Raw genomic sequence first — 14,717 nt, 5'->3', positions numbered from 1 at the left:
CGCGCAAGGCTAATGCGCTCCCAATTCGGGGGTGCACGTTGCAAGAATGCCGCAACATGCCGCATTAATGACTTAAACGCTCTAGGTCTGTGTCACCATTGCTACGTACCGAAGCAAACATGACACGGGGAGACAGGCATTGAGCGCAACACTGAAAATCAAAACGGGGCTAATCAAAAGGCTGAAAGTAGTTCGGGACATTCCGTCGGACGAACACTTCGCCCGCCTCGTCGGGGTAGAGCGATCCACCCTCAGCCGCATCGAAAAAGGCGGCGTACCATCCGGTGCATTTATGGCCCAGTTCTGCGTGGCATTCGGCCTTGGACTGGGCGAAGCATTCGAGATTGACCGCGAGCCCGCCATTCAAGCTATGGACGCAGCATGAGCATCATCGAGCAGGTCGCCGAGTCCGCCCGCCTGGGCCGCGAATCCGCCGCCCGCAACCGGGCGCACGACGCCGCAGTGGCAGCCATGACAGCGCGTGAGCCTTCCGCCCGCGCCTACCGTGACACCGGCGTGATCGCCGCCCGCATCCTCACGACTGCCGCTGAACGCGACGCGGCTGCCGCCTAACTAGCACCCCCACATTCTCGGCCGCCTACCTGGTGGCCTAACCGCCGGCGTGTCTGAAAACGCCCTGAGGAATTACCTGCCCCATGCCACATGCCGCCTCCGGGTCCGCGTGAAGGAGGGGGCGCGCGCACCTTGACAACTTCACAGCGGATCCCCGAACGAAATGAGAAGGGGCGCCCACCGCATAGCAAAGCGGTTGGGGACGGGGCATGGAAGCCCGTCATGAGCGGACCCAGACGGTCCGCCTGAGTGGGCTCAGATAGCCCACGTTGGAACCGACTAAGTCTCGGCGACCAACAAGGCGCGGGTGGCGTCGAACGTAACCACCCAGCGGCGAGCCCTTCGAGGGTGGTGCGAGGTGTGACTCCTCGCCGTCGCACAAGGCCAGCCGGGACACCTTCTCTGCGCGGGCGACGGTGGACGCCGACTGGCCTCCATCAACGAGAGAAGCCCCCGAGTTCGAGTCGGGGGCCATGACACGAAAGAGAGATTCGATGACGAACGAAATCGTACCATTCGCATTCCAAGGGGCCGAGGTGAGAACGCTCCTCATCGACGGTGAGCCGTGGTTCGTGGTCGCAGATGCCGCCCGCATCCTCGGCTACCGTGACGCGGGCAACGCAAGCCGCCTACTTCGACCGCAGCAACAGGGGTACTCAGATGTGAGTACCCCCAGCGGGACGCAGACAATGCTCATCACGAACGAGGGCGGGATGAATCGCCTGCTGATGCGCAGCAACACCGAACGGGCCGAAGCCGTGCAGGACTGGTTCACCGATGAAGTTCTCCCGGCCATCCGCAGAACCGGCAGCTACGCGGCTCCCGAAACTCCCGAGCAGCTCATGGCCCGCGCGCTGGTCACAGCTCAAGGAATGCTCGAACAGAAATCAGAGCAGATCGAAGCGCTCACGCCGCGCGCTGATGCGTGGGATGCGATCGCTTCCGCGAAGGGTGACTACTCGGTGGGCGACGCCGCGAAGATGCTCGCTCGTGCTGGCATCCCGACGGGGCCGACTCGCTTGTTCGGCCAGTTGGCCGCGATCAAGTGGACGTACCGGGCCGCTGACGGGAAGCCGCGGGCGTACGCGGACCGGGTGGAGAAGGGCTTCCTCTCCGAGAAGCCCCAGTTTCACTACCACCCGAAGTCGGGCGAGCGCGTCGTCGATGCCCCGCAGGTGCGCGTGACGATCAAGGGCCTCGACCGGTTGCGGCTCCGGCTGCACGACGGGGCGCGCGCGGCGGTGTCGTCGTGAGCACCACGGTTACGATCACGATCCCGAAGTTCTGGATCCTCTTCGCCCCGTGCGGATGCGCAGACGGGTCGATGGTATCCGTCCGTATGGATGGAACGATCTGCGCGGCATCCGCCGCTGACGCGTGGGAGAAGTTCACGCCCAATGCGCGGAGCCGCGCCAGAGAGGCCAGAGGCGGTTGGGTCTGCCGCGGACTCACCGATGAGGAACGGTCGAGGTTCACCGCCATGATGACGGCCCCCTGCACGCATGGGGAGTCACTGTGAGCCCCCGCCGCTCATCGTTCCGCGTCGTCAGCCCGAACCCGGCCGCGAATCTTGCCGCCGCTACCGCCGCGGTCCTCGCGGTCCACAACATCTCGCACGAAACCGACAACGAATCGGAGCCCTGCTCATGAGCATCACACCCACGAACTTTGACCCGCACGCCGAAGCCATCGACGGCCCCCGGCTGGCATGGTCCGACCCGGAGATTTCCCGCCTCGACCTGATGGAAAACCGACCCTGGGCCCGCGAGGCTGTCGCCGCCGCTGTCGCCCGCAGCCGCACGTACACGGTCGAGGTCCCCCTGATCACGACGTCTATCCCCGCCCCGGTCCCTGTGTCGTCGGTGTGGCATCGTCCGCGCGTCTGGCCTGCATGGGTCGCGCTCGCCCTGCTCGTCATCGTGGTAGCCCTCGAAGCCCTTGCTGTGGCGGTGTCCTCGTGAAGTGGCAACACGTCATGTGGGCGTCTGTCTTCTGTACCGCGTTCATTATCGCGTGGGCGCTCGTCGCCGTCCTCTCTGGGGTGCGCGCATGAGCAGCAGTGGCCAAGACGCCTTTCACATTGAGGAGGTCGTCACCTGCGACATCGACGGCTGCACTTTCCTCGGCATCACGTACGGCATTTTCGACCCCGAGATCAGCCACGGCACCTTCGGGTGGACGTGCCCCGATTGTGACGAGTTCCACGAGGAGAAGTTGTGTTGACCTATTCGGATCGGGCGTCAATGAACGCAGTAGAGAAGATCGAAGCCGCCATTGAACGGCTCGAAGAAATGAAAGCCAAGAGCACGCCGGGGCCGTGGGCCGTGGAGGAGATCCCCGAAACGGGCGAGTGCAGGCTGCTCAGAGAGTTCGAATTCTTCGGACACCACGTGGAGGAGATCACGTCCGGTGGGTCTATTCGCGAAGACGCCGACCTGATCGTCACCTTGCACCGCACCGTCGACGTGCAGTTGGTCATTCTCGGCCATGCCCTCAACTCGGCCAAGCGCAGCATGGAACGCGGCGAGGTCCCCCGAGGCCCCGCGCTCGACCTCGCTGAGGCGATCCTCGCATGATCCGCCGCCTCCGCCTGATCGCCTTGGCCGCATTCGTCGCCGCGGTCCTCGTCATCGTCATCCAGTTCACCCGCCCACCAGCCACGGACGGGCTGACCCTCCTCGGCATGCTCCTCAGCTTCACCGTCCTCGGCTGCGCCGCGGGCGTCCACCACCTTGAACATTTTGAAGAAACGGACCACTCATGACCGACCAAACCATCACCAAGATCACCGTGACCGACTTCATGGGCATCGAGGGGACGATCGAACTGTTCCCCACGGGCAGCCTGCAGATCATCGCCGGGCCGAACGGTTCCGGCAAGTCCAGCTTCATCCACGCGCTCGAGGAGTGCTTTGACCCGCAGGGCACACGGCTGATCCCGAACCCGGTGAACAACAAGGCCGACCGCGCGAAGGTGGAGATCCTGCTCACCGATGGGCGGATCGTCCGCGAGTACCCGAAGGACGGGCCCGGCGTGCTCAGTGCCTACGCCCTCGACGGGGCCAAGTACCCCAGCGGCAAAGAGTTCGTGGCCGACATCACGGGCGGGGTGCTGTTCGACCCGAACGACTTCGTGAAGCTGTCAGACAAGGAACAGCGCCAGATGCTGCTGTCGAAGGTGACGCTCCCGTTCGACCTCGCCGAGATTGACGCCAAGCGAAAGGGATTCTTCGACTCCCGCACGGACAAGACGCGGGAGGTGAAGCGCCTGGCCGCGCAGCTCGCCGGTGCGGCGCCGGCCGACGCGACTGTGCCCACCGAGGAGGTCAGCGCCGCGGGGCTCGTCGCCGAGCTTGACCAGATCCGCGAGCACAATGCGCACGTCGATGGACTGTTCAGCGTCGCGGCCGACGCCGCAGTCGCACGGCGCCTTGTCGAAGAGCAGGGCCGCGAACTCGCCGCCGCGCTCGACAAGGCGCGCGCCGACCACAAGCTGGCCGTCGCCGCCGAGAAGGCCGCCGACCAGGAACTGGCAGCCGCCGAGCGCAAGTCGCCGGATGCCGTCACCGAGCAGCTCGCCAACATCGACACCGTCAACGGCAAGGTGCGCGCACAGGCCGCCCGGGCCGCACTCGCCGCCGAGCTCGCCGACCGCACCACCGAGGAGGCCGCGCTGAACGCGAGCATGGCCGACATTGACAAGACGAAGGCTGACGGCCTCGCCGCCGCCGACTTCCCTGCAGGTCTGAGCCTCGGTGACGACTCGATCCTCTTCGACGGGGTGCCGTTCAAGCAACTCAACACGGCCCGTCAGGACTCGATCGCGTTCGACCTGGCGACGAGCGGTAATCCCGCACTGAAGATCGTCGTGATGAAGTCCGGCAACGACCTCGACGAGGTGAGCCTTGCGGCCGTCCGGAAGCTGGCCGGTGAGCGCGGCTACTTCGTGGTCATGGAGCGCATCACGGGCGACGCCGAGTCGGTCGGGTTCAGCGTTCAGATCCCGGCGGTGTCCGCATGAGCGCCGCCCCGAAGCCTCACCCGTACGTCGCCCCGTCGCCGATCGCACGGGACAAGGACGGTGCCGCCCTCGGCATCGACTGGGAAACCGTCGTCAACACCACGCTGATCAAGACCGAAGGAATGCGCGCATGAACTTCACCGACCTCGCCATGCACCACCTCAGAGAAGCCGAAGAGATCAGCAACTCCACGCTGAAGGCCGAGCACCTGTCGAAGGCGCAGACGTACGCGCTACTCGCCAACGCGGACGCCCTCGACGAGAACACCCGGGCAGTGCAGGGTCGGTCGTGACCGCGCTCCTCACCCTCCCGTACACCGACCGGATCCTCGGCGACTCGAAGGACCGGGAGGCGTGGCTGGTCGCCCGCGAGCCGATCGTCGGTGCCAGCGACGCGGCCAAGTTGGTCAAGGCCTCGTCGATCGAGGCCTACCTCGCGGCCAAGCTCCGGCCGTCCACGTTCCAGGGCAACGCGTACACGGAATCAGGGAACCTCTGGGAGCCGATCATGCTCGCCTGGGCGGGCATCCCCCAGAACACTCTCCTGATTCGCTCAGAGGCTCACCACGGGCTCGCCGCGACCCCGGACGGGTTGCTCGTCACCCCTGAGGGCATCGTGCTCGCAGAGGTCAAAGCGAAGCACAACAAGATCGTCTACGGCCCGACGCCTGGTGAACTCCGGCAGGTCGCCTTCCAGCAGTTCTGCATCGGCCCCGAAGTCCTCTACACCGACTTCATCTGGGCCGAGATCGTCAACGGCGAGATGCGCACGGAGGTTCCCAAGAGCCTGCGCATCTACCCCGCCGACGTCGACCAGGTCCTCGCCGACCTACTGCCGATCGCCATTGAACTATCCGCGCGCCTCACCGACGCGCTCGAATTTGAAAGAGGTATGTGATGAGCAAGGAAATCACCCAGTACGAGGCCGCGGGCCTCGACGAGAAGATGCGCTACGTGCAGACGCTCTCGTCGGCGGGCGACCTGATCCCGAAGGGGCTCTGGACCGCCGGCAAGCCCAACCCCGGCAAGGTGCTCTTGGTCTTCGAGACCGGCGCCATGCTCGGCATCCATCCGATCGCGGCGCTCAGTGGCATCGACATCATCGAGGGCAAGCCCGCGATCTCCCCTGGCCTCATGTCTGGTGTGATCCGCAAGGCTGGCCACAAGCTACGCGTCACGACCCGCGGCAGCATCAAGGCCGGGGACTTCGAGGCCGTCGTGACACTCACCCGTGCCGACGACCCCGACTTCACCTACGAGGCCATCTGGACCATGGAGCGGGCCACCCGCGCCAAGCTCGCGCACAAAGACAACTGGGTCAAATATCCGGAAGCCATGTGCAAGGCGCGGGCCATCTCCGAAGTTGCCCGTGAGGGCGCCGAAGATTGCCTGATGGGAGTGAAGTACACCCCGGAGGAGATGGGCGCGCTCGTCAACGAGTCGGGCGAGATGGTCGCCACATCGGAGGCAATCGAACCTTCCGAGGACTGGGCCGCACTGGTCGGCGCCGTCACCACGACCGACGACCTCAAGGCGCTCAGAGACCGGGCTCAAGCCGCCGACGAGTACACGGCCAACCGGGCACTGTTTCTCGCCAGGGCGGGCGAACTGGGCCGCGCCGGGGAAGCCGCCGCCGAGCCTGCCGCCGAGCCCGCCCCGGATGACAACGTGATCGACGCCGAGATTGTCCCCGACGACGAGCCCGCGGCACCCACTGAGGCCGCGGCAGCCGAGCCCGAGGACGAGGAGACGGAGCTGCAGCGCTACGAGCGCGAGACCGCCGCCGAGTTCGAATCGCAGGCGAGCACGAATGGTTGAGTTCACGGATCCGGACACGGGTGAGGTCGGCGCCGAGGTCGTCAAGTCGGAGTTCGCGGCCAAGGCTGACCGGCTCCGGAATTCCGCACCGACGAACCCCGTCGAGATGGAGTTCTTCATCCGGGAAGCGAACGCGCTGCTGGAAGAGCTGCCCGAGGTGATGCTCGAGATCAACGAGCGTCGGTACGCGGCAGAGCGGGCCTATTCAGCTCGGAAGAACTCGCAGATGGCGTTCTACGGCCGCACCGGTCACCCGGTTTCATTCGCCAGGGCAAGGGCCGAGGTGGACGCGCAGCCGGAACTTGAAACGTGGCACAACACGAAAGCCGAGTACCACTACGCGGAGGACACCGAGCGTGGTCTCCGCACGCGCATCTACTCGATGCTCAACATCAACAAGTCCGTGACTGCCGCCTACAACACCGGCGGCGGGCGCTGACCCTCACTCATCAAGCACATCGCCAAAGGCCGCCCGTAGCAACACGATCGGGCGGCCTTCGGCGTACCACCGCCGGGAGGCATCATGAACGAAACGACAGGCGTTGAGGGCGGCTTCATTCCCTTCGAAACCACCCTCCACTTCGACTGGCCCAGACCGCCCTTGTCGATGAATGACAACTTCGACCGCTTCAAGAAGCGGAAGCTCATCAAGGAGATCCGGGCCGCATCCGCGCTAGCCGCCGCCCGGCTCACAGCCCTCGGTAAATGCCGGGTCACTCTCACCTGGTTCGTCGTCGACCGGCGCCGCCGTGACGCGATCAACGTGTGCGCGACGTTCAAGCCGCTCGCCGACGGGCTCGTGGATGCCGGTGTGGTCATCGACGACGCCCCCGCCTACATGGACACCCTCATGCCGACGATCGTATGGCTCGACAAGAAGGCCGGGCACGTTGCATACCTGGAGATGCACATCGAACGGTTGGCAGCATGATCGGCCTGTCAGCTCAAGCGATCGCTGGCAGCGGGACCGATCATCCGTGGGACCCGAGCGACCTGCGCCGATGCATCACCTACTGCGCGGGTCGCCTGAGCACGGAGCAACTTCGATCTCGCATGTCTGGTCGGTCGATCTTCTGGGATCGCCTGCTGCCCGAGTGGGACAACCTCGTCGCGCTTCTGCATCTCGAGATGGACACGGCGACTGACTTCCGAGCGCCGCGCACCTACCGGGAGATGAAGCGCGTCCTGGCCGGTGGCGCGAAGTGCGCCGGATGCGAAGGCAGCGGCCGTGGCGAGGCCTGCGCTAAGTGCAAGGGAACCGGGTACAGGTGCGGCGGAACGTGCCGTGCTGTCGGCTGCTATCGCGGGGCTGCTTTCTGCTCGACCTGCCGAGGCCGTGGCTACACGGTGAGCGCATGATCCGGCCGAAGACTCCGAAGCCGTCGAAGGCAGACGAGACGGACGCCTACGAGCTCGCCACGCTGCGCGACAACGACACGTGCCAGCGCTGCCGCCGAGGCTGCGGGCCGTCAAACCGTGACCACCGCAAGAACCGGTCGCAAGGTGGGCACACGATCGTCTCGAACCTTCAGATCCTCGGAGGGACAGGGACGACCGGCTGTCACGGCTACATCACACAGCATCCCGCCGAAGGGATGGCGGAGGGGTGGACGGTGCCGAGCTTCGCGATCCCCGCGGAGTGGCCGGCCCGCCGCTGGATCCGCACCGAACATGGTGTGCTCCGCCTCGGCTGGGTGCTCTACGACGACGCCGGCGGCATCACGGAGATCACCGAGGCTGACCGGCTCGTGCGCATGGGGCTGGTGCAAGACATGACGGAGGCGGCGTTTTGAGCCTCTGGAAGCGTCCTGTCATCACCTGCGACACGAAGCCGTGCAATGCCCGATTCCTCGGCGAACTTGGCGAGGCGTCCGGTGTGGCGCGGAAGCGAGCCAAGGCCAAGGGCTGGTACTCGTTCACCACCTCATCGGACATGTTCCGGGTCTGGGTGGACTACTGCCCCAAGCACGGGTCGGGTTCCTGATGGCCCTCGACCGGGCGCGTCTACTCGCGCACATCAAGGAGAAAGCAGATCACCCGCAACTGCTCGTCTACGCGGTCCTCACCGGGCTCGCGACAGCGATTGAGCGCGGCGACTTCAACGAAGAGGAAGGAGGAAAGACATGAGCTACCGCGCAACACATTGGGCCTACGATCTGCCACTGATCGGTCCCGCGAAGTTCGTGCTCGTCGCCCTGGCTGACATGGCCGACGAGGCGAACACGTGCTATCCGGGTCAGAAGCGACTCGCGATTATGACTGGGTTCTCGGAGAAAACCGTGAGCCGGGCGATCAACAGCCTCGACACGATGGGGCTCCTCACGAGGGAGCAGCGGCACGGCAATTTCGGCTACAGAACGAGCGATCGTTACCGGCTGAATCTCGACGTTGGGATGCCTGAAACCCTAACGGACAGAGAGCCTACAAGGCAGAGAGCCTTCAAGGCTCTCAGTCCATCCCTAACGGACTCTCAGTCCATCCCTAACGGACTCTCTGGGGGGGCAGTAGAAACACCAGATGAATCACCAGTAGAACCACCAGTAGTCGCGAAGGTGTCGAAGCGGAAAGCATCCACATCGGCTCTCGCCGCATCATGGTCGCCGTCCGAGGCCAACATCACATTCGCCACGGCCAACACGATCGACCTCAAGCACGAGGTGGGTCAGTTCAGGGCTCATGCTGCGGCAAACGATCGGCGCCAGGCGGACTGGGATGCAGCGTTCAGGGTGTGGCTGGGGAACGTAGTCAAGTGGCGCAAGCCTGAGGCGAAAGGGGGCGGTTCAGATTGGGCGCTCCGAATGTGAACTCAGAGCATGCACTCCTCGGCTCGGTCCTCGGCGACAATAATATGTTCTGGGCGGCGTCGAAGCTGGTAACCGGTCGCGACTTCCAAGATCCTCGCCTCGGCGCGGTCTGGGATGGTATCGGAACCTATTTGGCGCAGGGTCGCATGGTGGCGACGACAACAGCTCCCGACTATTTCTCGGAGTGGGGGGTTCTGGGCATCGGCGCCGCCGACCCGTGGATTTGGTCTGATGCGGCACAGGGTGTCTTCATCTACGCGGCCGAGTACGCCCGGTCGGTAGCTCGATCATCAGCGGCCCGGTTCGCACGGGAAGTGTTGGGGCAGGGTGTCGAAGCACTGAGTGACCCCGGCAACGACCCGGAGAAGGTCATCAGTGACGTGGTGACTCGTGTGCAGCAGCGCGGCGCGGCGTCGAGTGAGATGGAGTCGGTGAACCTGGGCGAGATCCTGGCCGCTGAGGAGACGTTCGATTGGGTGATACCAAACCTGATGGAGCACAAGGATCGTCTGATCCTCACCGGGCATGAAGGGTTAGGGAAGTCGACCATGGCCCGCCAGTTGCTACTTCTGCCGGCTGCGGGGTTACACCCGTTCACGTTCGAGAAGATCGAGCCGGTGCGCAGCCTGGTGATTGACGCGGAGAACACGAAACAGCAGTGGAAGCGCAACGCCGGGTGGATGGTTCACCAGGCGCGACTCCAAGGCGCGTGTGACCCCGTACCGAATGTGGAGATGGCTATCAGCGGCCGGGTGAACATTCTTGACCCGCGCACTCAGGGTCAGATTCACCGGCTGATCGACAAGACGAAACCTGACGTGGTTTTCATTGGCCCGCTGTACCGCATCGCCGTGAAGTTGAACTCTGACGAGGAGGTGGCCCCGGTCATCGCCGCGCTGGACAGCATCCGGGACCGTGGTGTGGCGCTGATCATCGAGGCGCACGCCGGCCATGCAAGTGACTCGTCGGGCTCACGCTCGGTGCGTCCTCGCGGTTCGTCGTCGCTCATGGGCTGGCCTGAGTTCGGGTTCGGCATCCGTGCCGGCGAGGAGGTCGGAATGTACGACTTCGTACCGTGGCGCGGGCAGCGTGAACAGCGTGACTGGCCGGAGCAGATGCGCCGGGGCGACCGTGACCGTGCGGAGTTCCCGTGGGTGCCTGTGGGCTGGGGGCTGTGATGGACGCGGATTTGGAGATGGCCGAGTTCCTGGCCCGTGCAGTGCGGCGGGGAAGGGTGCGGCGCGAACGGTTCATGCCAGCCGAGCGAACCATTGCGGCTCGCGAGTACGACAACGAGACAGCGAAACACCTGTTGCTCATTCGGGCGCAGGAAACCGAGACGAAAGCGAGAGCAGCATGACCGCCACAGCATCCCCGAGGGATGGCAAGTTCGCGATCCGGTGCGCTGAGTGTCCCAACTTCCAGTTTTCCAGCCTCACCCAGAACGAGGCGGTACGGGTCATGCGTGACCATGACCGCAACCGACACCCACAAACGAAAGAGAGCAAGTAGCCATGGCAAGAGCCACCATCACAATCGAGGCGTTCGTCGCGAAGGACCCGGAGACGCGCACTGTCACCGGACACACGATCACATCGGTGACGCTCCCGGTCACCCCCCAGAAGAAAGATGGCAACGGCGGGTACGTCGATAACGGCGACACCGTTTGGTATCAGGCTGAGTTCTGGGATGAGCATGGGCAGGCGGTCGCGCAGGAGGTCCACAAGGGCCAACTGGTGACGGTCACGGGGAACATCGAGATCCAGACGCGCGAGAAGGACGGCAAAACGTACACGAACACGGTGATCACGTTCCCGACGATCTCGGTAATCGTCAGGAAGCCGTCACGCGGGGCCGGAGGATCGACGCAGACGCGACAGGGCGGCGCGCAGGCATCAGTGGACGAACCTTGGGCCGCAACGGCTCAGACGGGCGCACAAGGCGCGGACGCGTGGGGCCAAGAGAGCCCATTCTGATGCCGAAGCGCATCTGGCATAGCCGTGGTGCGGGATGGAAGCTCCCGCCGAACACTGTCAAGGTTTCACGCCGCACCAAATGGGGCAACCCATTCGCCAAGCGAGTCAGGGGTGGCGAGGACGGGCAGGCGACGATGACCCGCGAGATGTTCGCTGACGAGTACCGCGAATGGCTCACCAAGGAAACGCGCCTCAACCGTAACCGGGACGGCGACTTGGTACAGATGCGTCTCGCCTGCTACCCCAACATGCTCGGCGTGCCATTCGAGGGGCGGCCGACAATCGCAGAGATTCAGTCGGAGTTGCGCGGCAAGGACCTCGCGTGCGACTGCCACATGAGCCAGCCATGCCACGCCGACGTGCTGCTCGAAATAGCGAACACCTGATTCACCACCCGCGGGGGCGGCATCCGTCGCCCCCGCTTTGACAACTCCACACAGACGAAAGGCCACCATGGCTTCCCCTGCAAGATCCGTTTCCCCCGCCCCCCGTTCCGCATGGCTGCCTGGTGGTGGCCGGGATGAGGTGGAGCACCGTTGCTCCACCTGCTGGACCCCGTACGGCAAGAGCGCAATCAAGTGCCCGAATGAACCGAAAGAGAGCAAGTGATGACGAACGGCGAGGCTCCAATTGGACCGAAGCTGGGTGACCGCGTGACATTCACCGGAACCGTGGAGAAGACCAAGCAGCCATGGGAGGGGGTCTTCTACGAAGACCGCCCCCTGCCGGGGTTCGAGGGGTACCAGTGGGCCAACGGCAACGCGGTCACGAAGAACCTCATCTCCGAGGGGGTCATCGTCGGCAAGCGTCGGTACACGTCCATGGAGAACGACGAGGGTATTTGGGTCCCGGACGGCGCGCAGATTTTCACCGCCTACCTGGTGGCCTACCACCTGAGCCGCAAACCCGTCATCGTCCGGCTCGACCAGATGACGCTCACGACCACCACCGAACCGGAGGCACCCCATGAGTGACTACACCCGTTCCATGCGCCGAGCATTCCCCGGTGTCACCGGTCAGCCCGTGGAGGAGTTCGACCGGTGGGTGGCTGATATACAAGCGAACGTACTGGAAGAGGCGCGGGACAAGATGATGCCCCCGCTGAACTGGAACCTTGACCCGTGGACCGGCAATGAGCGACCCGGCACGGCCAACGTCGATGAGGTTTACGCGGATGTGCACCGCGAGATGAGCGACATGGCCGCTGAGTACCGCGCAACGGCCGGGCACGACCACGACGACGGCGGCTGCACCTGTGGCTGCCCCGTGGTCGGCTGCTGGCCGTGTGGCGGCAACCCGGAACCGACAACGACGAAGGAGGGCGACCTATGAGCCGCGCTGCATTGGTTTGGAAGTCCCGCGCAGACGGCGGGGAAATCACCCCCGGCGCGTTGCTTCGGTGGCGAGAGGTCAAGCGCGGGCAGTACCAGTACGGGTACTACCGAGGAGTGCAGAACCGAGCGATGGCGTTCTCGCTCACCTCGGACGGCCCGATCTTTCTCTGGGCGTTCGAACTCGGCATCGGGGCGCAAGTCGCAACGATCACCACCGATTCAGGGTCAGGGGTGGACTCGTGACCCCCGACCTACCCCCAACCCCGTGCACGTGTACCGCGTGCAAAATCAGGATCGAAACGGCTGCACGAGAGGAATGGCGTGATGAGTAAGCACGTGTGGGTCGTTGATGCAGACGGTCGGCGGGATGACTGGCAGCTAGAGGTTGGCTATCACAACGGGCCGAGGTGCAAGGTCTGTGACGAGAGCTACTGCGAGCACTGCACCGATGTTGACGCGCTCGATAACTGCGCCGGGGCGGAGGAAGCGTGATGAGAGAACCAGCCGCAGTAGAGACACCCTGCGCGAGAGGCTGCACATGGGCTCCCGCGTCCGAGGATGAGGCACCACGGCCCAAACCCGCGAAACACGGGCACCTGTGCAATTCCTGCTTCTACCGGCTCACAGGGGCGCTCAAGCTCGTGCCCGACCTCATGGCAAACATGCGGGCGCAACTGTTCAGCCTTGGGGCCGCTGAATACTCGGTTCGGGTGTCCGGTGGCGGGGATGGTTCGCCGGCCCCGCTCAACCTCGGACCCCTCGACGCCTCCGACGCACTGTTCGCCAAGCTCATCGGGTGGACGGAAGTGTTCGCCGAAGAGTTCGACGTACGGGCGCCGACATTCCCCACCTGGGCGAATGGCCGGGAGGTGCAAGGGTCCAAGCCCGTGACGGTGGAAGCCGCGCACGACCTGGCCGCGAGGATGACCGGGTGGCTGACGGATCGCCTCGACGAGATCGCCGGGAGCCGCGGGGCCGTCGCATTCCACGACGACCTGATCTACGGACATGAGGACGCGCGCGGCGTGCACACGCTCTGCGCCATGTACGGGGTCGAACCGCGGCCCATTCGGCAGGCAGACAAGCGCGAGTGCCCGGTGTGCGGCGCTCACGACGTATTCGCCAAGCTGCCCGACACCCTCAACCCGGAGTATTCGATCATGTGCGACCGGTGCAAGTGGATCGAAGAGCCGGAGAAGGTGGCGAAGACGAGTGCACGACTCTTCGGGTAGGGAATGGCTCACCCTCACCGAGGCGATCACCGACACCCGCATGAGCCGGTCAACCATCAAGACGTGGATGCGGGAAGGCCTCGAAACGCGCCGCAGCCTGGACGGTAAGCTCATCGCCGCCGACGCCCTGTACGCCCGATTGCGACGCACGCTCACCGAAAACCCGAGGGTCAAAACACGCTGGCTGAATAGGCAGACAGACTGACCCTCCATCCACTATGCTATGCATAAGGCATGAACCGTCCCCCACGGTGAGTGCCTATTTTTATGAGCGAGAGAGGGCCGTCACTTCACAGTGGCGGCCCACTTCTGCGTTAACGATCCAATGGATGGCGAAGTCCCGATGGCGGGGCACTGGTGTCGAATACCAGGGCACGGTTTGTAGCCGTGAGGGGTTCGAATCCTCCGACATCCGCTAGCACCACACGACCATTTTCGTCAAGCGGCGGAAATGGTCCCCCAGACCGCCACTCGCCGACACCGAAGCATCAAGGTCGACCCGGCCGCCGTCACCGTGCGTAGCTCCCACGATGGCGTCAGGAGCGTCGCATACGTGCACACCTGGGCGAGTGGCACCCCTTTCCGGCAGGCGTCAACGCCGCTCATTGCACGGCGAAGGACCCCTGAAGGCCCCGTTATCTGTTCCGGGCTGGTCATCCTGCGCGCTGCCGGAACACCCCGAGGTTGCTACAAAGTCTCCAGAAACACGGGGTTAGACCACGCCCGATCGGCTCGACGACCGGAAACACGCGGAAGTCGCCCAACTCTGTACCAAGCGGAGGCCAAATGACGAAGCGTGCGCGAGTCAACGGGGACGAGCAAGACGCCTACTCCCGCTACTGGCGACGGTCGCTCTGCTGCCTCAGCCGTGCAGGCATCGTGAAGAAGACCAAGCGGCGCACCCACAAGCGCGAACGCCGCGAAGGCAAAGCAGAAGCGCGCGCATGACCCACGCCCAACG

At 64.5% G+C, this 14,717-nt stretch carries 27 protein-coding genes; all 27 read left to right on the top strand.

What is annotated here, in order from left to right; all coding sequences use genetic code 11:
* Positions 1–139: 139 nt before the first annotated feature.
* The 27 genes from QMG61_RS05445 (at position 140) to QMG61_RS05315 (ending at position 14,704) form a co-directional block, all read left to right on the top strand.
* Positions 140–385, top strand: a complete 246-nt coding sequence (locus QMG61_RS05445) for a helix-turn-helix transcriptional regulator (RefSeq protein WP_283493321.1) — start codon at positions 140–142, stop codon at positions 383–385.
* The gene (locus QMG61_RS05440; protein WP_283493320.1) at positions 382–573 is read left to right on the top strand and encodes a hypothetical protein; all 192 of its coding nucleotides are present in this window, start codon (positions 382–384) and stop codon (positions 571–573) included. The genes QMG61_RS05445 and QMG61_RS05440 overlap by 4 nt, the downstream gene beginning before the upstream one ends.
* Before the next feature lie 536 nt (positions 574–1,109).
* Positions 1,110–1,826: a phage antirepressor KilAC domain-containing protein gene (locus QMG61_RS05435; RefSeq protein WP_283493319.1), complete on the top strand. Its 717-nt coding sequence runs from the start codon at positions 1,110–1,112 to the stop codon at positions 1,824–1,826.
* Positions 1,827–2,219: 393 nt separating this feature from the next.
* On the top strand, positions 2,220–2,534 hold the full coding sequence (locus QMG61_RS05430; protein ID WP_283493318.1) for a hypothetical protein: 315 nt from the start codon (positions 2,220–2,222) through the stop codon (positions 2,532–2,534).
* Between the two features lie 88 nt (positions 2,535–2,622).
* The gene (locus QMG61_RS05425; protein ID WP_283493317.1) at positions 2,623–2,796 is read left to right on the top strand and encodes a hypothetical protein; all 174 of its coding nucleotides are present in this window, start codon (positions 2,623–2,625) and stop codon (positions 2,794–2,796) included.
* Between the two features lie 20 nt (positions 2,797–2,816).
* Complete coding sequence (locus QMG61_RS05420) at positions 2,817–3,149, top strand: hypothetical protein (protein WP_283493316.1); 333 nt, start codon at positions 2,817–2,819, stop codon at positions 3,147–3,149.
* On the top strand, positions 3,146–3,337 hold the full coding sequence (locus QMG61_RS05415) for a hypothetical protein (protein ID WP_283493315.1): 192 nt from the start codon (positions 3,146–3,148) through the stop codon (positions 3,335–3,337). Before QMG61_RS05420 ends, QMG61_RS05415 begins: the two co-directional genes overlap by 4 nt.
* Positions 3,334–4,593, top strand: coding sequence for an AAA family ATPase (locus tag QMG61_RS05410; RefSeq protein WP_283493314.1), 1,260 nt, complete (start codon positions 3,334–3,336; stop codon positions 4,591–4,593). Before QMG61_RS05415 ends, QMG61_RS05410 begins: the two co-directional genes overlap by 4 nt.
* A complete protein-coding gene (locus QMG61_RS05405) occupies positions 4,590–4,727 on the top strand; it encodes a hypothetical protein (RefSeq protein ID WP_283493313.1) in 138 nt (45 codons plus the stop codon). The genes QMG61_RS05410 and QMG61_RS05405 overlap by 4 nt, the downstream gene beginning before the upstream one ends.
* The gene (locus tag QMG61_RS05400) at positions 4,724–4,885 is read left to right on the top strand and encodes a hypothetical protein (RefSeq protein WP_283493312.1); all 162 of its coding nucleotides are present in this window, start codon (positions 4,724–4,726) and stop codon (positions 4,883–4,885) included. Before QMG61_RS05405 ends, QMG61_RS05400 begins: the two co-directional genes overlap by 4 nt.
* Positions 4,882–5,490, top strand: coding sequence for a hypothetical protein (locus tag QMG61_RS05395; protein ID WP_283493311.1), 609 nt, complete (start codon positions 4,882–4,884; stop codon positions 5,488–5,490). The genes QMG61_RS05400 and QMG61_RS05395 overlap by 4 nt, the downstream gene beginning before the upstream one ends.
* Positions 5,490–6,410 (top strand): hypothetical protein, encoded by a 921-nt coding sequence (locus QMG61_RS05390; protein ID WP_283493310.1) that lies wholly within the window; start codon positions 5,490–5,492, stop codon positions 6,408–6,410. Before QMG61_RS05395 ends, QMG61_RS05390 begins: the two co-directional genes overlap by 1 nt.
* Positions 6,403–6,849, top strand: a complete 447-nt coding sequence (locus QMG61_RS05385) for a hypothetical protein (RefSeq protein ID WP_283493309.1) — start codon at positions 6,403–6,405, stop codon at positions 6,847–6,849. Before QMG61_RS05390 ends, QMG61_RS05385 begins: the two co-directional genes overlap by 8 nt.
* Positions 6,850–6,933: 84 nt before the next feature.
* On the top strand, positions 6,934–7,341 hold the full coding sequence (locus tag QMG61_RS05380; RefSeq protein WP_283493308.1) for a RusA family crossover junction endodeoxyribonuclease: 408 nt from the start codon (positions 6,934–6,936) through the stop codon (positions 7,339–7,341).
* Between the two features lie 424 nt (positions 7,342–7,765).
* The gene (locus QMG61_RS05375; RefSeq protein ID WP_283493307.1) at positions 7,766–8,203 is read left to right on the top strand and encodes an HNH endonuclease; all 438 of its coding nucleotides are present in this window, start codon (positions 7,766–7,768) and stop codon (positions 8,201–8,203) included.
* Complete coding sequence (locus tag QMG61_RS05370; protein ID WP_283493306.1) at positions 8,200–8,394, top strand: hypothetical protein; 195 nt, start codon at positions 8,200–8,202, stop codon at positions 8,392–8,394. The genes QMG61_RS05375 and QMG61_RS05370 overlap by 4 nt, the downstream gene beginning before the upstream one ends.
* Positions 8,394–8,537: a hypothetical protein gene (locus QMG61_RS05365; RefSeq protein ID WP_283493305.1), complete on the top strand. Its 144-nt coding sequence runs from the start codon at positions 8,394–8,396 to the stop codon at positions 8,535–8,537. The genes QMG61_RS05370 and QMG61_RS05365 overlap by 1 nt, the downstream gene beginning before the upstream one ends.
* On the top strand, positions 8,534–9,214 hold the full coding sequence (locus QMG61_RS05360) for a helix-turn-helix domain-containing protein (protein WP_283493304.1): 681 nt from the start codon (positions 8,534–8,536) through the stop codon (positions 9,212–9,214). The genes QMG61_RS05365 and QMG61_RS05360 overlap by 4 nt, the downstream gene beginning before the upstream one ends.
* Positions 9,196–10,392 carry an AAA family ATPase gene (locus QMG61_RS05355; RefSeq protein WP_283493303.1) on the top strand — a complete coding sequence of 399 codons (1,197 nt, stop codon included), beginning with the start codon at positions 9,196–9,198 and terminating at the stop codon, positions 10,390–10,392. The genes QMG61_RS05360 and QMG61_RS05355 overlap by 19 nt, the downstream gene beginning before the upstream one ends.
* Positions 10,393–10,728: 336 nt before the next feature.
* Positions 10,729–11,190, top strand: a complete 462-nt coding sequence (locus QMG61_RS05350) for a single-stranded DNA-binding protein (protein ID WP_283493302.1) — start codon at positions 10,729–10,731, stop codon at positions 11,188–11,190.
* A complete protein-coding gene (locus QMG61_RS05345) occupies positions 11,190–11,576 on the top strand; it encodes a DUF4326 domain-containing protein (RefSeq protein WP_283493301.1) in 387 nt (128 codons plus the stop codon). The genes QMG61_RS05350 and QMG61_RS05345 overlap by 1 nt, the downstream gene beginning before the upstream one ends.
* Before the next feature lie 267 nt (positions 11,577–11,843).
* A complete protein-coding gene (locus QMG61_RS05340) occupies positions 11,844–12,164 on the top strand; it encodes a hypothetical protein (protein ID WP_283493300.1) in 321 nt (106 codons plus the stop codon).
* Positions 12,157–12,522, top strand: coding sequence for a hypothetical protein (locus QMG61_RS05335; RefSeq protein ID WP_283493299.1), 366 nt, complete (start codon positions 12,157–12,159; stop codon positions 12,520–12,522). The genes QMG61_RS05340 and QMG61_RS05335 overlap by 8 nt, the downstream gene beginning before the upstream one ends.
* Complete coding sequence (locus tag QMG61_RS05330; protein ID WP_283493298.1) at positions 12,519–12,767, top strand: hypothetical protein; 249 nt, start codon at positions 12,519–12,521, stop codon at positions 12,765–12,767. The genes QMG61_RS05335 and QMG61_RS05330 overlap by 4 nt, the downstream gene beginning before the upstream one ends.
* Before the next feature lie 410 nt (positions 12,768–13,177).
* Positions 13,178–13,756, top strand: a complete 579-nt coding sequence (locus QMG61_RS05325; RefSeq protein ID WP_283493297.1) for a hypothetical protein — start codon at positions 13,178–13,180, stop codon at positions 13,754–13,756.
* Positions 13,737–13,961: a hypothetical protein gene (locus QMG61_RS05320; RefSeq protein ID WP_283493296.1), complete on the top strand. Its 225-nt coding sequence runs from the start codon at positions 13,737–13,739 to the stop codon at positions 13,959–13,961. Before QMG61_RS05325 ends, QMG61_RS05320 begins: the two co-directional genes overlap by 20 nt.
* A gap of 581 nt (positions 13,962–14,542) precedes the next feature.
* Complete coding sequence (locus QMG61_RS05315) at positions 14,543–14,704, top strand: hypothetical protein (protein ID WP_283493295.1); 162 nt, start codon at positions 14,543–14,545, stop codon at positions 14,702–14,704.
* The last annotated feature ends 13 nt before the right edge of the window (positions 14,705–14,717 follow it).

Source organism: Cryobacterium sp. PH31-AA6 (genome assembly GCF_030063195.1).
Taxonomy (GTDB): domain Bacteria; phylum Actinomycetota; class Actinomycetes; order Actinomycetales; family Microbacteriaceae; genus Cryobacterium.
This window is presented reverse-complemented; position numbering and strand designations above follow the sequence as displayed.